Below are 17,516 nucleotides of genomic sequence, written 5' to 3'. Positions count from 1 at the left end.
TAAATTAAAATCACCTTATTATATATTATCAATAAAGTTTAAATTTTAAAAGCCAGAGTTTAGTAATGTTAATTTCACTTTTTATAGAAGTTTGAAAAACAGATTTTATCAAAAGCCGACTTTCAATAGAGGTTTTAGCCTTGGTGTTGAATTCCTCACACTTCTGTACCAAGTCAATCGTCATAGTCATGCTAAAGTAGTAAGTGCCATTATTACCGAAGACGTATGTTAATATTAAATATCATCCTGTATGATAAATGTATCAAATGACAAAAAGGAGGAAAATTATGCGCGTCATCATTCGAGCAATAATCGCTGTTGTAGTCATCTTTGTTACTGCACACTTCCTAAATCAACAAAAAAATCTTTCGACCATTGATTACTATAAAAATAAAGTGATGGATAGCAAACCCGTTCAAGAATTATTAAATAGTGAACCTGTCCAAAAAATTCGACATATTGACTTGGAAGAACTTTTACCTTCAGATTTCTTTTAAACTTTCGAAAATGAGATAAAATCGTTTCAAGAAATATATCAAAAACAACAAATTAGAGGGGTCCCTTTCCTTGGTAAGGGCAACCATAGCATACGAGGGAAATGACATAAATGAAGTGCTTGAAGCAAAATTAATTCAAAAATGTATCAAAAGATTGGGACTACAGTTTCATAAGAAAACACCTCAAAAATCGTTTGAATGCGTTTTGAGGTGTTTTCTTATTCTGATTAAGTTACGTCCAAGTCCCTATTTGAGATTTATATATCAGTTTTTCATTGTTGTTGTAATTCATTTCAAATTATAACGATAATAAATGGTTGATATGATACGTAATACTGCCTTGATGACGATCGCGTGTGTGATCCAAGACACGTAAAAAATCTAAATGGCCCACTTCTGGGTAAACAATTGATTTTACTTTTGCACCTAACGCTTCAAACTTTTCATAAGTCGTTTTCGAATCTTTGTTTGGGAAAATAACATCATCCTCACCCAACAAAAACAGAACTTCTGGCATATCTTTAATAAGATCAATATCATCTAAATAATCTGCACGTAATGTATACAACAAATCTGTCATCATGGTGTCAACTGGCGCGAGATATTGTGTAAAGTTAAACACTTCATTGTGTTTTTTTGAAACGCCTTGCTTTAGTATAAATTCAGGAATACTTTTTACGACTTTGTCTTGTTCGGCAGGCTTAATATCTTTAACAAGCTCACTGAGCAACTTAGAAAAGCGTAACTCTTTGTAATCAATTTTAGCAGCACTATTTAAATAAATTAAATGCTTGATGGGTAATGAATTATAACCTGCTAACTTTGTTGCAATCAATCCTCCCATCGAATAACCTATAATGGACATTTGTTTTATATGCGCATGCGCTACTATGTCAACAAGCGCTTCGTTCATCCGTAGTGCATATTCTGAGAGGTCGTACTGACTTCGCTCTAACCCGGTACTTTCTCCGCGACCTGGGGCGTTTATAAAAATAAGCTGTGCATTTTGAAGGTATTCAGCAAACAGTGTCATAATCTTGTAATTCATCATCGCACCATGAAGTAAAACGACCGCATGGGTTGCATTCGCATCACCCATCGTTACAATTTCAAGTTGTGCTTGATGTGCATTTTCTAATACTTTAATATCGGTTTTGTAATTTTCCAATGACATAAAAATTCCTCTATCTAAGGTCTATTGTTTTATTGATAAACATATTATAGTAGAAAAAGCTTTGAATCAAAAGACTTAGGACGGATTTTAATATTGCTGCACGCCCCAAAGTTTTTCTTCGCATTTTTGAATAATATATTTTAAAACTTCAATTCGTGCTGTTTTTTTATGATCTGCAGCCACAACATACCATGGTGCAGCTTCGGTATTTGTTTTTTCAATCATATCGTGACTTGCTTCAACATATTCGTCCCATTTATCTCGATTGCGCCAATCTTCATCTGTGATTTTCCACTGTTTATCAATATCTTCTTCGCGTGCTTTAAAACGTTTCAATTGTTCATCTTTATCTAATGATAAGAAAAACTTCAATATGATTGCCCCCTCATTAATCCACATTTTTTCAAACGTATTAATTTCATCATAAGCACGCATCCATTCTTGTTCTGATGCAAAACCTTCTACACGTTCAACGAGGACACGCCCATACCAACTGCGATCAAAAATACCGATATGACCACTTTTAGGCATGGTTTTAGCAAATCGCCATAAATAATGATGATTGAGTTCGACATCTGTTGGTGCGCTAATGGCATTGACTTCATAACCCGTAGGATCTAAGTAAGTCCTTACCCGTTTAATATTTCCACCTTTACCGGCCGCATCCATCCCTTCGTATACAAGAATTAATGGAATTTTTCTTTCATACAATGCGAATTGTAATTCTCTCAATCTTAATTGGAGCGCTTCAATTTTATCTTGATATGCTTCTTTTGACACTTTATTTTTGGGTTTATCAAATAAATGTGGTTGAAAATGAGGTGTAAAATGACCGTCATTTCTATCTTTACGCTTTTGATTTTTTTCAATGGCTTTAGACAAGCGTTCTTGAAGATGCTCATACATCGTTATCATTGCATCTTCCCTATGACTATAGTCGATTTCTTTCCATGTCTCATCTAACATCGGTTTTAATGTTTCTAAATACACTTCTGGTGAAACAATTTGTTCATATTCTTGTGCTTTCCAACGTGTTAATGGATTAGCTTTCATATGTGCAATATGCTCTTCTCGTTTTTCTTCATTAATATGAATAAAAAATTTGATGATTTCATGATTATCGTCTTGGAGCATCGATTCAAAGCCATGAATTTCATTTTTGAGTATCTTCTCATCTTTAAAAAGCGGGTATTTAATTTGATGAACTTTATAATCCACAAAATGTGAATACCAACTTCTAAAATAAATATTAATATGTCCTTTCTCAGGTAATGTTTCCCAAAAACGTTGTAAAAATGGATACCTTAAGTCATATTCAGAAGGTGTTTTAGTGGCAATAAATTTCGTATATTTGGCATCTAAATTCAGTAATAAGTCGTTGGTCAAGCGCGTTTTCCCTGATGCTGCTACCCCTTCAAAAATAATCATCATAGGTATGCCGAGTGCGTGTGTTTGTCGTGTTAATCTTGCAATTTCTAAACGTAACATATCCAGTTTTTTCATCATTCTCACCTCATTACTCTTATTATATAAAAGTCGTTTCAAAATGAGCAATGGAATATCCTCTTTACATCATGAATATCTTGACAAGCCTTTTTTATTCAAAACTTCTCCATAGTTTCATTACAATTCAACTTTGTTCTGTAATATTTGTAATATATGTCGATTTCTATTAATTCATAAAACATTCCTATAAACCTTGTTAACATCATCTTTAGTAATATTAATAGTTATGAACAACTTTTTAGTAACATGACAGTTATGTTACAAATCGACAAAATGAAAAGCGATTGTAATGTTTTGTTATTTACGCGTAATTTACAAAAGGTCGTTTCATTGGTAGAGTGTGGTTGTTGAATTTTTTAATTACGCATACTTTTGAAAATGAATATATAAAAACTTACTTTACTGGAGGACTTATTTACTATGAAAAAATCATTACTCTTAACTACTACACTTGCAGCAACAATCGGAACAGCAGGATTAGCAGCAAGCGGACACGATGCAAATGCAGCAGAACAAGGGATTGATCAAGTTAAATTAGCAGACATGGCGCAACATAACGATCCATCATTAAACCAACACCCTATTGAAGACGGTTCATACGACTACAACTTCACTTTAGACGGTGTATCATATAACTTCTGGTCAAACGGTGTACAATTCGGTTGGTCATACAACGGTTTTGGTCAAGCAACACAAGACCACTCATCAATTGCACAACCAACACAAATGGCTGACGTAAGTGGACAAGCTTCACAACAATCTTACAGCAATAGTCCATCAACAACACAACAAACTACTGGTCAAGCACCAAAACAACAAGCAGCACCATCTTACCAAACGACTTCAACTTCAACTGGTTCAGTAAGATTAGCAAATGGGAACACTGCTGGTAGCTATGGTACAAGAGCAGCTCAAGATTTAGCGGCACGTACTGGTGTTTCAGCATCAGTATGGGAAGCTATTATCGCTCGTGAATCAAATGGTGACTTAAATGCTCGTAACGCTTCAGGTGCATCTGGTTTATTACAAACAATGCCTGGTTGGGGTCCAACAAACACTTATGAGCAACAAATTAATGCAGCTGCAAAAGCATACAACGCACAAGGTTTAGCTGCTTGGGGTATGTAAGCCTAACATAAGGTTTAGCTGCTCGGGGTATGTAAGCCTAACATAAGGTTTAGCTGCTTGGGGTATGTAAGCCTAACATATAGATAAAAAGAACTTGAAGTGTCCTGAACACTTCAAGTTCTTTTTTTTTTTCTATACATCAATCTCCCGCAATACGTGTGTTGTCGTAAACAAAATGATTGCATTGACTTACGATGACTTATACAATAGGAACAATCTAAAAAACAAGGTGAGCTTATGAAACAATGGTTTTTTCCTGTGCTCTTTTTAGGGATCGTCATTGTGATTGCTGTCACAGTTGTCATGCATTACGATTCGATTCAGCACGAAACGTCCAATGAGTATCACGCTATTTTTAATCAAGACCGTAAAACTCACGGCTTTGGCACATATCATCGCGATTTATCTTTTAACGGTGACAATCGACATTATGGTAACGACTACCGTTTACCGGAAGACACACCAGTCCTTGCCCCTACGAATGGCACTGTGACAAGAACTTTCAAAGACAAACTCGGTGGCAATGTGTTAGAAATCCGCGAAGAGAATGGACAATATTTTCAATGGTTTATGCATCTCAATGAATTCAAAGTGAAAGCTGGCGATACCGTATCCCCTGGCGATGTCGTTGCGTTGTCTGGAAATACGGGTGAGCAAACGACAGGACCACATCTCCACTTTCAACGGATGAATGGTGGCATCGGAAATCGTTTTGCTGAAGATCCTGATGACTTTATTGACCAACTGCCTGATGAACAGCGGAGTCTTTACAAACTGACTTAACGCTATCGACCGATTTTTACGTAAAATTAAAAACAGGCGCTTTGAGAAAATATGTCTCTTTGCGTCTGTTTTTTTATAATGTTGCAAGTTTCCCATTTTATCCATTGAAATGAAAAATAAAAATATAAGACACGATAAGCGAAATGGGTTTAACGTTTTCAAATATGTTGCCTGAGAATGGATTAGAAACACCTTCAAGTATATATCCTCTTCCTCCGTGTCACATTGACGTAATCAATACTATGGCATGCACTGACAGTTGTTTGGCTCTCAAACGCCTATTCAATACCCTAGTAAGCATAGTACGATTCAAGTCATCATCCCAAATACATCATAGCTCCATTAACATGTTCCTAGCTTTTCCCTGTCACGCTGAATACTTAAATGGATTCGTTGCATTTTTTGCTCCACATCACCAATTTCTAACGCGCATTCTTTCAAAGTATCACAATACATTTCTGAGTCGCCACGTTGATTTTTATAATGCATCTTGTGCTCTAAACTCGCCCACATGTCCATACCAATTGTGCGTAACTGGATTTCTACAGGTGCGTCAATCATGCCATCCGTAAGAAAAATCGGCATAGATATGACGATATGTAAACTTCTATAACCATTTTTCTTTGGATTTTCAACATAATCTTTACGCGTTAATAACTGAATATCCGTTTGTTTCAATAACAATTGTTCGACCGTATAAATGTCGTCAATATAGTTACAAACGACTCGAATTCCTGCGATATCCATAATATTTTCTCTTGCTGCTTCTGCGGTTAGCGGATATCCTTTTCGTTTCAATTTTTGTAATAAGCTCGGAATCTCTTTGACGCGACGTTCCATGTGGTGAATTGGGTTGTGTGCGTATTTAATTTGAAAATCTTCGTCTAAAATACGTAACTTTGTACTAATTTCTTCTAAAGCGGCACGATATAAATGTTCTAGTTCGATAAATGCGACAATTTCTTCAATACTTCCAATGTCTTTCAAATCTCTGTTCATATATTTGGCAATTTCTTGTCTTAGGCTCTCTTCATTAAAAGGTGTGTTTTTATCTACGAACATTTCTTTCACCTCAACATAACTGTATTTAAAATCCAAGTCCTAAATGCTATGTTATCTTTCATCATCATATCAGGTTAGTTAGGTCTTTACTACTTTTCCTTAAAGATAATGTAAAGGTTAAAATTTATATAAAAACTTGTCTTTAAATATAAGTGTTTTTCGATAGAATCACGTTTTTCCATCATTTCAATGTACATAAGTCGTTGTGCGTTCGCCTAAAAAATGTTGCCTCTTGAATGACAGATGTGTGAGAAATGTCACTTTGAACGATACTTTGCGTATAAAAAATACAGCTGAATGGCTATCACTCAACTGTATGTCTACTCTTATAATTATAATTAACGATATTGCACAATTTTTTCTACGTCTAAACGAGATGTTGGTCGGCCTTCTTCAGCCGCTTTACCGATTGCGATAATCATAACAGGAACATAGCGTTCTGGATCTAAACCAAGACCTTCAGCGATGTCCTCACGATTGAAACCACCAATTGGATTTGTTTCATAACCGTGTTCACGTGCAACGAGCATGAATTGCATTGCCGCTAAACTACTATCGACTTTAACAATATCGTTCATAGATTGTTGATCTAGTCCTTCATACATTGCGACAAATCTGCCTACTAATTCGTCTTTTACTTCTTGTGGCATATAACCTTTTTCAACTGCTGCACCGTAAATTTCTTCAGCATGTTCATAGTTCAACATGTCACCGAAAATAACAATCATTGCCGCAGATGTATCATTTTGACGGCTATTGAATTGTACAAGTGGACGTAATGTATCTTTACCTTCTTCAGTATCAACAACGACAAAGCGCCATGGTTGCATATTAATAGATGAAGGCGCTAATGTTGCCTTTCTAATCATTTCATTCATTTCTTCACGTGGAATTTTTACTTCTGTATCAAATAACTTTACAGAACGACGGCCTGTAAGTATGGTTTCAAAATTTTGATTGTGTGCCATAAAAGTCACCTTTCCTCTTATAATGTAAACATCGCATTAAATAAAGCGCGATTCAATTATATTTTATACATAGTTTTGAATCAAGAAAAAAGCATGTATAATAGTAGTAACTATTGTTAAAAAGTATTGGGGGTCTTCAACATGACAAATCATCCAAAAGCGCTTCATGACGAATTATGTTTCTTATTTTATGTTGCATCTAAAGAAGTCATAAAAAAGTATAGTGCTTGTTTAAAAGAATACGAACTCACATATACAGGCTATATTACACTGATTTCAATTGGCGATGATGAAGTCGTCAACATTAAACGTCTCGGCGATCGCATTTATCTTAATTCTGGTACTTTGACACCGCTAACGAAAAAATTAGTGACACAAGGCTTGATTAAAAAAGTAAGAAAGCCTGAAGATGAACGCAATTTGAATATCTCATTGACAGATAAAGGGCGCGAATTGAAACAACAACTCAGTCACTTGAACGAAGAAGTACATGCCTCACTTTCAATGGAAGGGACCAACATGACAGAATTAGTCGGAATCTTGCAACGATTTCTTGAAAACAACTTTCCTTCTCACCCTGTAACAGTCTAATTTGACAACTGCATCACTATGATGTTGACGAGGGGACAATGCTTTATAGATCTAAATATCGCTGTCCCCCCAATATCATTACAGTTATTTCTTTGAGCGATATTGTTTATAATAGCGCAAATCTCTATGATAGTCGGACTCATGGAGTAGAATGACTTCACTTCTCACACATTTCTACTCCTCCGATGTCGTTGTCGCTACTCACACCTTATTTTCAAACACTTTTATTATTTAAATTGATGCCAATATTGACGAAATAGATAAGAGACGCATCGATGCATCGGTGCTTGTGTCACACGATATACGCTCCATGGCAATCGCGGTACAAAGTCATGCAATGCGATTAAACATGTTGTCGTATCACCTTCTAATCGTCTAAACTCCATGCGGGCTGCACGTCCACTTTGTTGTGCAAGCCATCCTCCTGTAATATTCAAAATCACACGTTGTGATAAGTCGCTGTTCGGATGATGACGCATCTGAATAAGCGGAATTTTAAAAGGCATGAGCACGATTGTAAACTGTTGCCCATCATAAATCCCATTCACGAGACGTCCATTCAATGTTTTTAAAAATCTGCCATACATTGCAGTGACCGCTTCCATCGAGACATTTTGCGGAATATCCAATGCTTGAATCGCGCGTACAGTTTGACGCTCCTCGCTCCATTGATAAAGGACGCGACGTTGTGGAAACCATTTCGTCGTTTTAAGTGGGTGATGAACCACTTCTATTTGAAAAGCAGCCATCGTTTGTTCGAGTATCGGCTGCAAATGTGATTGCCAAACGATACATTGTTTAATATTTGCTTGTTTCATCGCAACACCTAAATTATCATATATCAATCGTTGCAATTGCATTGAATGGCTTTGTGTCAGCCTCGTATTAGAAAATAGCGGTGTCCCAATCACGACAACGAGCGCAATATCTTTTAATGCTTCTACCGTACTTGAAAGATCAAACAAATCTATCTCACGTGTTTGTGCGACAGTCGTTTGTCTCATCGTCGGTGGTGTTTGTACAAAGACGTCATGTCCTTCAGCAACCAACATGGCTACAAAATTATGCGTATAAGGATGACCATCAGTAATCACTAAAATATTCACTATGTCTTTCACTCTCTCATCTGTTTTCATTTTTTAGTATTATACCACTTCTCCACTTTCATACACTGAATTCTGGTAGATTCTCAACAAAAATTAACAAATGATGAATGTCAGCTGCTTCATCAGAAAACACAAGAAAAGACAAAAGTTTAAAACTGCCCTTGCAATTCCCCACATTTGTCTTTCATTTCTATCATCGACATGCATATGATGACACGTCTAATTTTGACTGAAAATAAACATCATCATGATCGTCAATGTTGTCAACACTGCACCAATGATGACCCATGTATTTGGATTAATTTTGCCCTTTTGCCCCGTCTGACGAAAAGCACGAATGGCCGTAATCCAAGCAATGACGGTCAGCACTGTCAAAATAATTAATATGATATACACCGCTAGCACCTCCCGCGTTCAATCATGAATAACTTCATATTATCATAAAAATAATAACAGAAAAATATAAAGTGCGGATGTCACAAAAATATCGAATCCTAAAAGTTTTGGCACTCATGCATAACGGTGCTATCTCATTCTTATCTACCTCATTAGAAAGCAGGAAAATGGTCAATTGGTCTATACAATACATACACTGTTTGTCGTGCCGCAAAGAGGTGGATGTGAAAAAACATGGCTTGAACCTCTCATGACTAAAGTCACGAGTATTCTCGGCTTTTGATAAAGTCTTGCACGATTTGATAACCATCTTCTGTATCATTATTCGTGATTTTTTTAAGAATCTCTGTCTTTAGTGAGTGTTCAATATCTAAACACATATGTAGTAAAAGATAATGTAATCTCATATCTAAAGTTGCAAGGTCTTACAGTGCAGAAAATTCAAAATTATAATTCCCACTACTATCTTTACGTATATTTTTCCTAAAAGAACAATTAAACTTGGATACAGAAAAGCGGTAGAGCAATTGCTTTGGGACTATTTACTGGTATATGGAGATAAAACAGAAGAGGATTTAAGAGTTTTAACATTTTCTGGGCGTATAGAACTTCTAAATATTAGAGATTCTAAATGGTTAGGGAAGCTTATAGCATGGGTAGGAAATGACCGTGCACACCCGTTTCAAAGACATATGGAAATGTCTACAAATGATATGAAAGTATTGCATGATATATTAATAACTGAAATTGTAAGGTGATTAAGATCAATAAATACAAAGAGTATCACGAAAGAAATTAAATAATTAGAATATTTTGTCTTAGATTGTTGTCATCAAGAATTTTAAAATCAAAGAGTAAATTCTGTATTTGTATATGGGAATTTATATAATTAATTTTTATAATATAGATAAATTTAGTGCCCTTTTGAAATCAAACCCATCGCTCATAAGTAGTATAGTGAATGGGTTTGATTTTAATAATGAGAAAAATTAAATTTGTTCATATACGTCTTTAAATTTTATCTTGAATATAACTAATAAAATAAGCATACCTATCGAACAAAAGAAGTAAATTAAGAAATAATTCAATGGAATTAAGAAACCAAATAATACATAAGATACTGGAGTTATTGATGAACTCATACTTTGAATTATTGAGAAAACTCTAGATTTATAATTTTCATCAACAATCTTTTGTAACATAACTTGAAAAGGTATATTGTTTAATGCAACTGAGAAACCTAAAAATAGATTTGATATTAATATAATAATAAATAGGTAAAATTTAGTTATAGTATCAAAATAAGTCAGGGATACGATAAATAAAGATACGGCTTGTAGTAGCATTGAAAATAAATATAAAAATTTCAATCGATTTTGGATATTTAATATTGAAATTAATATTGATGAAGCTACTATTGCACCCCCTAAAGTACCTTCTGCTAATCCCAAGTATTTAGCATTCATATTTAAATGATTAATTATTATAATCGGTAATCCTACAATAAGAGAATTACATAAGAAATTAATAAATAAGTTAATGATAAAAATAACCTTCAGGTTATTTATAGAAATCAAATGCTTTATCCCATCCAAGAAACTATGTGTGAATTTCTGGCTTCTACTTGTTATATTTCCTGATTTAAATTTTAAAAGTAATAATAAAAGAAAGGCAACAAACTCTGTAAACATATTGATTAATGCCAAATATTTCAAGTCAATTAGAGTGACTATTAAACCTCCTAATAGAGGTGTAATTAGAACTGACGAGGATTGTATTGTTTGTCTAATTGACACCACTTTTTCTAAATAATCTCCGGTTATAAATTTTAAATTAGAAGAAATAGTTGTTTTTACTATCGAGTCCACGAAGACTAAGACGACCATTACAAGAAATATTGTGTAAACTTCATCATTGTAAATTAAAAAGAAAATAAACAAAATAATGATACTTAAAAGTTGTCCTGTTATTAAAATTAATTTATTTGAATTTCTGTCAATTAAATTACCTAAAAAAGGTGATGAAACTGTTGTTATTACAGCAAGAATAGCCAAATAAGTACCAAAAGTAGAGCCTGAATGAGTTATTTTAAGTACATAAAAACCACACGCGAAGGTAAAAATTGAAGAAAAAAATATTGATATTGTTTCAAAAATTATTAATATTATTGATTTATTCATATTATCTCCCCTTTATAACAGTTTAATCTAAAAAAAATCTTTTTGAAAGCCTTTACATTTCTGAAAATTCCGCTAATATATATGTTGTGAGGAATATTAATGATAAATATGATAATGACTCACAATAAATTCAGCTGAATTATAAAAATTCGAAAGGGGAAATTATTATGACATTAGTTTTTGAAATTAAAGAGAATGAAGAATTAGTAGCAGAAAGTACAGGCGTTAATATTGGAGGTTGTATTGACATTAGTTAAATAATCATGGGGAGTGTATTTACACTCCTCTTTTTATTAAACAATTGGGGTGATACAATGAAGTCTAAATATACTATTGCATACGACGCGCTAATAGAACCATAAAAACGCGATTTACGGGACCATGTAAATCGCGTTTTTCAGTACCACATAAATCGGCCATTTGGTACCAGTACTACTATTTAATTTTTCTCAATGATTCACCCTCTAAAAATATTTTATATGACTTTGATACAGCTCTATCTAAAATCGCATCTGCGATGGCTCCACCGCCTAATTTCTTATGCCATTCTACAGAAGTCATTTGCGAACAAAGTATTAATGACTTTTCGCGGCTTCTTATTTCAAACACTTCCATTAAATACTTTTGTTCTTGTTCAGTTGTATTAGTTAATAAGAAATCATCAATTACTAAAATATCAGCTCTTCCAAGTTTCTTTAATAATCTATCCAACGTATTATTATATTCAGCTTGTTGTAATTTACTTAGTAAATCAGTCATTCTAAAAAATAACCCTGTATGTCCATTGTCAATTGCGTGGTTGATTAATGCGCAGGCTAGATAGCTTTTGCCAGTGCCGGTGGCGCCCTGAATAATGACATTATTATTGTAAAGAATATAGTCATTAGTAGATAGCTGTTCAATCGTTTCAGGTTTCAATTTTCTTTTGGATGAATAGATTAAATTCTCTAATCTTGCATTAATCACAGATAAATTCGCAGCTTTTCTATATCTCTCTTTTTTATTCCTTAATCTAGTATCTGATTCTTCTATTATTATTTTTTCTAATATATCTAAAGTGGATAGGTTTTGATTACTTTGATTAGTATAGATATCACTTAAATGATCTGCCATAACAGACATTTTCATTTCTCTTAATAATCTTGTTAGGTTACTTAATCTTTCTTTATTATTTATCATAGTAATTAGCTCCTCTTAAAAATGATTGTTCAGGAGCATTACCGCTGTTAGAATTTAATTGGAAAGCTCCACTTGATAATATATTTTTTATTAAGTTAAATCCAGGATTCATTGATTTCTCTAAGGAGATTAGGCAGGCATTATCCAGAGTGCGATCTGTATATTTGTCTGCCAATTTTAATAAGGAATGAACTCTTTTATAGTGACGCTGCTCAGGACCTTCCTCGAACATTTTCTCCACAACAATTCTTGTATTAGGTCCGATTCTAGATGCCCATTTTAAATATCTCTTACTGTTCCACTCACCATGTGTGCTACTATTAGTAGGAAAGTGGTCGTTAATAGAAGTATAGCCACCAGGATGTTTATATAGAGTTGAATGTTCGCATAATAATGTTTCATTTTTATATATCTTAATAGTATTTTTTGAAATTTTAAGTTGAACAGTATCGCCAATATATTGATGAGGAACAGAATAGTTATGCTTCTTATATGTTATATGTGAGTTAGCAAAAACTTTAGCTGTTTTATACTCACAGAATTCATATTTACAGGCTGGTAAACTCTGAAGTGCACTGCGTTCATGTTCTTCGAACAAGGAAAATCTAGATCCTTTTTTCTTTTGAAAAGGTTTCTTATTGAATTTCTCTAATTCTGCTAGCAGGAGATTGTTATATTGTTCTATACTGAAACATTGATAGTTTCTCATCTTGGCAATGATATAAGTTGTTAATTGCTTAACAGTATTTTCTACTGTAGCTTTATCTTTTGGTTTACGAACGCGTGTTGGCATTATGATTGTTCTAAAGTGAGTGGCTAAATCCTCATAACTACGGTTAAGTATGATACCTGTTTTTGAGTTTTTAATCACTCCTGTTTTTAAGTTATCTGATACAAGTAAAGTAGGAACACCTCTAAAATAATTAAACATTTCCACATGTGCATTTATCCAATTTTCTTGTTTCATATCGGTACAACCATAGGCGAATGCATATCCACTGAAAGGTAAGACAGCAACGAACAAATACCCATAAATAACTTCACCTGTTGTAGGATCAATCCAACGGATTTTAGAACCAGCCCAATCAACTTCAACTCTTTCTCCAGCTTTATGACGAATTATTTCTGAAAAAGATTGTTTTGATAAGTATTCATTAAAGTACTTTCTGAACTGAGTTAATTGATAGTAAGCCCTATTATTTAAACGACAAGCATGCACATACTCCTCCCAAAGTAATTTCATAGTAACACCAGGTTGGGATAATGATTTTGAAAGCTCTTTATAGTCAGGCATCGTAAAATCATTATCTTTAAATTTCATTTTTGATTGATTTTTTCTAACATCAAACATATCTGATATTCTTCCTATGTCCCAATTTCTTAATATCTGATACGATAATTGATTTTCCTTAGCAATATCAATTGTTCGTTTTACCAAAGTCCTACCTGAACCCACGCTTTCACAAATCTTCCTTTGACTAAATGACAACTCATGTAGTCTAATAATTTCTAAATAATTAGGCATAAAATCCCTCCAAAAAAAATTTGTACAAAGTGTACAAGTATTTTTATATCATTAAAAAGTAGTAATAAGCGTAAAAAAATAAACTCCAGTAAGGAGTTTATTCAGGTGGTATCAAATTAGCGTTTTTAATGCGACTGGAAAATGCGATTTGGGTGGTCTCATTTACTGCGTTTTTATGGTACTGTTAGAGCGTTGTTTTCATACTATTTCTGAAAAAAATGAATCTCATATATTCTTTCATAGTTTTTTATCAAATAAAACTATTAAGGCTCCATTAGAAGCTATTAAATCATACGAGGATTTAAAAAAGGTTAATGGCATTAATGAATATTTAGAAAGATATCAATTTGAAGCTTCAGATTCCGATGACGATCATTGGAATGAATATTTTGTGGAGATAAAAGAGGAAAAATTACAATTGATTATTATGCCTCATCAAAATTGTAATTTTAGATGTGCTTATTGTTATGAAAAATTTGAGAAAAACAAAATGAGTGAAGATGTGCAAAAATCTCTAGTAAAATATGTTGAACGAAAATTACAAGACGACTCTAAAATTAAAATGCTTTTAGTTAATTGGTTTGGAGGAGAACCACTGCTTGCAAAAGATGTAATTTATAACTTAAGTGAAGAATTTATGAGAATCTGTAAAGAAAATAAAGTAAAATATGTTTCACAGATTACTTCAAATGGTTATTTGTTGAACTATGAAACTTTCAACAATCTATTGAAATATAATGTTTTGTATTATCAAATTACTTTAGATGGGGATAGTGAAACGCATGACAAACATAGAATGTTAATTGGTGGACAACCAACTTACAATAAAATCTTAAAAAATTTAGTAGAATCAAAGGACTCTAGAGATAACTTTAAAATAACCATAAGAATGAATTTAGGAATTGATAATCATAAAGCGGTTCCAAACTTTATTGCGACCATAAAGGAAAACTTTGATAATGATAAACGCTACGAGATTTACTTCCAGGACATTAGATATTGGGGTGGAGAGCATTCCATGAACGACTTGCCTGAAGAAGTTGTTTATAGCGAATTTCAAAATGCAGTTAAGAATGGTGCTAATATATGTAATTCTAAATCACTTTTTGCTAGAAATAGCTCTTGTTTTGCAGCTAGTCAGAACTCATTTGTAATTGGCGTTGATGGTTTATTATATAAATGTACTATAGCATTGTATGATGATATTAATAAAGTGGGTAAATTGGAAAAGGATGGGTCATTAAAATTAGATTCTGCTAAAATGAATCTTTGGGTAAATGGGGGTAAGAATGATTCGGTATGCCATTCTTGTCACTTTTCTCCAGTTTGTCACGGTGATAGTTGTCCATTACATCGAATTAAAAAGAAAAAACAACCTTGTCCAACAGCAAAGTATAATACAAAAGAAATTATTAATATTATTGATTCTAAGGGTGAGATTGATGCCGAACTATCAATTAAATAATGTAGAATTATATAAGCTTGAAGTGAGTGGGATTATAAAGATTCTTGAAAATAATAATTATAAAAACTTAAGTGAAGAACTTATAAGAAGCATATTTAAAAAGTACCCAGACTTAATTCTTAACGGTTATCACAATTTGTATGATCATTATATTAAAAATCAATTTAATGTTTTAAACTACATCTATTTAAATGAGCCTATTAAAAAAATAGAGAAGTTCTCTGATGCATTGAAAAAAGATGTGCTTCGCTTATCTGAAAATATTAAACTTTTAAGTGAAGAACTTAACAACGAAGATTATTACATACAATTAGCTATGCATTATTATTTGTGTTATGATACTGATAATTTTATTGGTGTATACAAACAAATAAATAAAAAACCTCCTGAATTGGTGAAGAGTTACATTGATGTACTATCTGTTAATGGATATAGTTTAAATGAAATAATAAGCCATATTTACTCTAATGTTAAAACTGATGTTTTGAAAATTAGATTATTAAATAGATCTTGTGTGTTGTTGTCCTATGCTAATCGTCCTAATGATGCATTACAGATAAGTTTTACTCTTGAAGGTGAAGCTAAAGATAAAGGCGATAATTTAATGTTAGCAAATGCTAAGAACGCTAAAGCTCTTGCATATTATAAGATTGATAAATTTCAAGAGGCTTATGATGAGCTAGCACAAGCAATAAAGCTTGTTGACAAACCTTCAAATAAAAAGTTGTTTGAATTGTTAAATAATAATCTTGGAAAACTTTTAAGGTTTATATGAATAGATCCCGTAATTGGGGTCTAATTTTTATTCACCTAATCAAACATATGTTCTATAATGTAGATACTTAATCTTAGTGGGGTGAAATAAATGTATGACTATTTCCAATGTCAACAAAGAGATATATTATGTGTTGATTTAAAAAGTTTCTTTGCTAGTGTATCGTGCATTTTAAATGATTTAGATCCTTTAAAAGTTAAATTGGCAGTAGTGGCAGATACTAAAAGACAAGGGTCTGTTGTGTTAGCATTTATACCAGAACTGAAGAAAATGGGAATTAAAACAGGGTCTCGTTTGTTCGAAATTCCACAAAGAACTGACATATATATTACTAACCCGAAAATGCGAACATATATGAAATTATCAAATGAAATTTCTAAGATAGCTTTGAATTATTTGCCACATGAGGATTTTCGTCAATATAGTATTGATGAATTTTTTATGGATATTACAGAGTCATTCCATTTATTTGCTAATACACCGAAAGAATTTGCTGAATTATTACAAGAAAAAATATTCGATTCAATAGGAATTAAAAATACAATTGGCATTGGATCGAATATGTTTTTGTCAAAAGTAGCTATGGATATTGAAACGAAGAAAACAAATAATGCCATTGCTGAATGGCGTTATGAAGATGTACCTTGCAAATTATGGAAGATTGATAATTTAACCGATATGTGGGGCATAAATAAGAGAACAGCTCAAAAGTTAAATAAAAGAGGAATATTTATAGTAGGACAGTTAGCGCAATACCCTTACGAATATTTAAAAAGAGACTTTGGGTTAATTGGTATCGAGTTACACTTACATGCTAATGGAATTGATGAAAGTTTAATTAGAAAACCACACAAAATAAAAAACAAAGGGCTTGGTAAAAGTCAAACTCTAATGAGGGACTATGAATTACATGAGTTAAAAACAGTTTTAAGTGAGCAAGTAGAGGATGTGTTTTATAGATCAAGAAAAAAGGGAGTTGGATCTATGTCAAGAATCCGGACACAGAAAAAAGAGAATTCTACCGTGCTTTGCTTGCTAGCCTATCATGTACTTTTAAAAATCAAAAATACATTCTAAGCTAGGTTATTTTGTTGCGTATTTCTTCTCAAATTCAATGTAGTTAGTAGTATTTACACTTGTATCTTCATTATAGCTTAATCATTTTACTTGAATAGCCACTC

At 32.9% G+C, this 17,516-nt stretch carries 15 protein-coding genes and 2 pseudogenes; 7 read left to right on the top strand and 10 right to left on the bottom strand.

Annotated features, from left to right (window positions below):
* The first annotated feature begins 287 nt into the window (after positions 1-287).
* Positions 288-497 (top strand): hypothetical protein, encoded by a 210-nt coding sequence (locus GZH82_RS02485; protein ID WP_162681156.1) that lies wholly within the window; start codon positions 288-290, stop codon positions 495-497.
* Between the two features lie 298 nt (positions 498-795).
* Here the strand turns inward: GZH82_RS02485 and GZH82_RS02480 are convergent, their stop codons facing one another.
* Together GZH82_RS02480 and GZH82_RS02475 are read right to left on the bottom strand one after the other, a co-directional pair.
* A complete protein-coding gene (locus GZH82_RS02480) occupies positions 796-1,671 on the bottom strand; it encodes an alpha/beta hydrolase (protein WP_162681155.1) in 876 nt (291 codons plus the stop codon).
* An 87-nt stretch (positions 1,672-1,758) separates the two neighbouring features.
* Complete coding sequence (locus tag GZH82_RS02475; protein WP_162681154.1) at positions 1,759-3,177, bottom strand: phosphate--AMP phosphotransferase; 1,419 nt, start codon at positions 3,175-3,177, stop codon at positions 1,759-1,761.
* A gap of 420 nt (positions 3,178-3,597) precedes the next feature.
* Between GZH82_RS02475 and GZH82_RS02470 the strand changes: the two genes are divergently transcribed.
* Positions 3,598-4,305, top strand: coding sequence for a transglycosylase SLT domain-containing protein (locus GZH82_RS02470; RefSeq protein WP_162681153.1), 708 nt, complete (start codon positions 3,598-3,600; stop codon positions 4,303-4,305).
* A 237-nt stretch (positions 4,306-4,542) separates the two neighbouring features.
* Positions 4,543-5,088 (top strand): M23 family metallopeptidase, encoded by a 546-nt coding sequence (locus tag GZH82_RS02465; protein WP_162681152.1) that lies wholly within the window; start codon positions 4,543-4,545, stop codon positions 5,086-5,088.
* A 342-nt stretch (positions 5,089-5,430) separates the two neighbouring features.
* On the opposite strand, the gene GZH82_RS02460 is transcribed toward GZH82_RS02465, so the two are convergent.
* The gene (locus GZH82_RS02460) at positions 5,431-6,150 is read right to left on the bottom strand and encodes a GTP pyrophosphokinase (protein WP_162682983.1); all 720 of its coding nucleotides are present in this window, start codon (positions 6,148-6,150) and stop codon (positions 5,431-5,433) included.
* A gap of 338 nt (positions 6,151-6,488) precedes the next feature.
* Entirely contained in the window at positions 6,489-7,118 is a 630-nt protein-coding gene (locus tag GZH82_RS02455) for a nitroreductase family protein (RefSeq protein WP_162681151.1), read from the bottom strand.
* A 141-nt stretch (positions 7,119-7,259) separates the two neighbouring features.
* On the opposite strand from GZH82_RS02455, the gene GZH82_RS02450 reads away from it, so the two are divergent.
* Positions 7,260-7,709, top strand: coding sequence for a MarR family winged helix-turn-helix transcriptional regulator (locus GZH82_RS02450; protein WP_162681150.1), 450 nt, complete (start codon positions 7,260-7,262; stop codon positions 7,707-7,709).
* Between the two features lie 227 nt (positions 7,710-7,936).
* Here the strand turns inward: GZH82_RS02450 and GZH82_RS02445 are convergent, their stop codons facing one another.
* The 6 genes and pseudogenes from GZH82_RS02445 to istA all read right to left on the bottom strand — a co-directional run bounded on the left by GZH82_RS02445 (position 7,937) and on the right by istA (position 14,095).
* Positions 7,937-8,761: a hypothetical protein gene (locus GZH82_RS02445; protein ID WP_162682982.1), complete on the bottom strand. Its 825-nt coding sequence runs from the start codon at positions 8,759-8,761 to the stop codon at positions 7,937-7,939.
* Between the two features lie 273 nt (positions 8,762-9,034).
* Positions 9,035-9,211, bottom strand: a complete 177-nt coding sequence (locus tag GZH82_RS13860) for a hypothetical protein (RefSeq protein ID WP_203232838.1) — start codon at positions 9,209-9,211, stop codon at positions 9,035-9,037.
* Positions 9,212-9,486: 275 nt separating this feature from the next.
* Positions 9,487-9,702, bottom strand: a pseudogene (locus GZH82_RS14575) (Abi family protein); the annotation flags it as partial.
* A 498-nt stretch (positions 9,703-10,200) separates the two neighbouring features.
* Complete coding sequence (locus GZH82_RS02435; RefSeq protein ID WP_162681149.1) at positions 10,201-11,391, bottom strand: MFS transporter; 1,191 nt, start codon at positions 11,389-11,391, stop codon at positions 10,201-10,203.
* Between the two features lie 435 nt (positions 11,392-11,826).
* Complete coding sequence (locus tag GZH82_RS02430) at positions 11,827-12,570, bottom strand: ATP-binding protein (RefSeq protein WP_162680791.1); 744 nt, start codon at positions 12,568-12,570, stop codon at positions 11,827-11,829.
* The gene (gene istA / locus GZH82_RS02425; protein WP_162680792.1) at positions 12,560-14,095 is read right to left on the bottom strand and encodes an IS21 family transposase; all 1,536 of its coding nucleotides are present in this window, start codon (positions 14,093-14,095) and stop codon (positions 12,560-12,562) included. Before istA ends, GZH82_RS02430 begins: the two co-directional genes overlap by 11 nt.
* A 175-nt stretch (positions 14,096-14,270) precedes the next feature.
* Here istA and GZH82_RS02420 point away from each other — a divergent pair, with 175 nt between their 5' ends.
* The 3 genes and pseudogenes from GZH82_RS02420 to GZH82_RS02410 form a co-directional block, all read left to right on the top strand.
* Entirely contained in the window at positions 14,271-15,560 is a 1,290-nt protein-coding gene (locus tag GZH82_RS02420) for a radical SAM/SPASM domain-containing protein (protein WP_162681148.1), read from the top strand.
* Positions 15,538-16,335: a hypothetical protein gene (locus tag GZH82_RS02415; protein ID WP_162681147.1), complete on the top strand. Its 798-nt coding sequence runs from the start codon at positions 15,538-15,540 to the stop codon at positions 16,333-16,335. The genes GZH82_RS02420 and GZH82_RS02415 overlap by 23 nt, the downstream gene beginning before the upstream one ends.
* A gap of 90 nt (positions 16,336-16,425) precedes the next feature.
* Positions 16,426-17,307 (top strand): annotated as a pseudogene (locus GZH82_RS02410) (Y-family DNA polymerase); the annotation flags it as partial.
* Between the last annotated feature and the right edge of the window lie 209 nt (positions 17,308-17,516).

The organism is Staphylococcus sp. MI 10-1553 (genome assembly GCF_010365305.1).
Lineage (GTDB): Bacteria > Bacillota > Bacilli > Staphylococcales > Staphylococcaceae > Staphylococcus.
The sequence above is the reverse complement of the archived record's forward strand: the minus strand, read 5'-3'. Positions and strand labels throughout refer to the sequence as shown.

Coding starts and splice junctions, on each gene's coding strand:
- GZH82_RS02450 (WP_162681150.1), top strand. CDS start 7,260: ATGACAAATCATCCAAAAGCGCTTCATGACGAATTATGTTTCTTATTT.
- GZH82_RS02465 (WP_162681152.1), top strand. CDS start 4,543: ATGAAACAATGGTTTTTTCCTGTGCTCTTTTTAGGGATCGTCATTGTG.
- GZH82_RS02485 (WP_162681156.1), top strand. CDS start 288: ATGCGCGTCATCATTCGAGCAATAATCGCTGTTGTAGTCATCTTTGTT.
- GZH82_RS02445 (WP_162682982.1), bottom strand. CDS start 8,761: ATGTTGGTTGCTGAAGGACATGACGTCTTTGTACAAACACCACCGACG.
- GZH82_RS02475 (WP_162681154.1), bottom strand. CDS start 3,177: ATGATGAAAAAACTGGATATGTTACGTTTAGAAATTGCAAGATTAACA.
- GZH82_RS02455 (WP_162681151.1), bottom strand. CDS start 7,118: ATGGCACACAATCAAAATTTTGAAACCATACTTACAGGCCGTCGTTCT.
- GZH82_RS02470 (WP_162681153.1), top strand. CDS start 3,598: ATGAAAAAATCATTACTCTTAACTACTACACTTGCAGCAACAATCGGA.
- istA (WP_162680792.1), bottom strand. CDS start 14,095: ATGCCTAATTATTTAGAAATTATTAGACTACATGAGTTGTCATTTAGT.
- GZH82_RS02420 (WP_162681148.1), top strand. CDS start 14,271: ATGGTACTGTTAGAGCGTTGTTTTCATACTATTTCTGAAAAAAATGAA.
- GZH82_RS02435 (WP_162681149.1), bottom strand. CDS start 11,391: ATGAATAAATCAATAATATTAATAATTTTTGAAACAATATCAATATTT.
- GZH82_RS02460 (WP_162682983.1), bottom strand. CDS start 6,150: ATGTTCGTAGATAAAAACACACCTTTTAATGAAGAGAGCCTAAGACAA.
- GZH82_RS02415 (WP_162681147.1), top strand. CDS start 15,538: ATGCCGAACTATCAATTAAATAATGTAGAATTATATAAGCTTGAAGTG.
- GZH82_RS02430 (WP_162680791.1), bottom strand. CDS start 12,570: ATGATAAATAATAAAGAAAGATTAAGTAACCTAACAAGATTATTAAGA.
- GZH82_RS02480 (WP_162681155.1), bottom strand. CDS start 1,671: ATGTCATTGGAAAATTACAAAACCGATATTAAAGTATTAGAAAATGCA.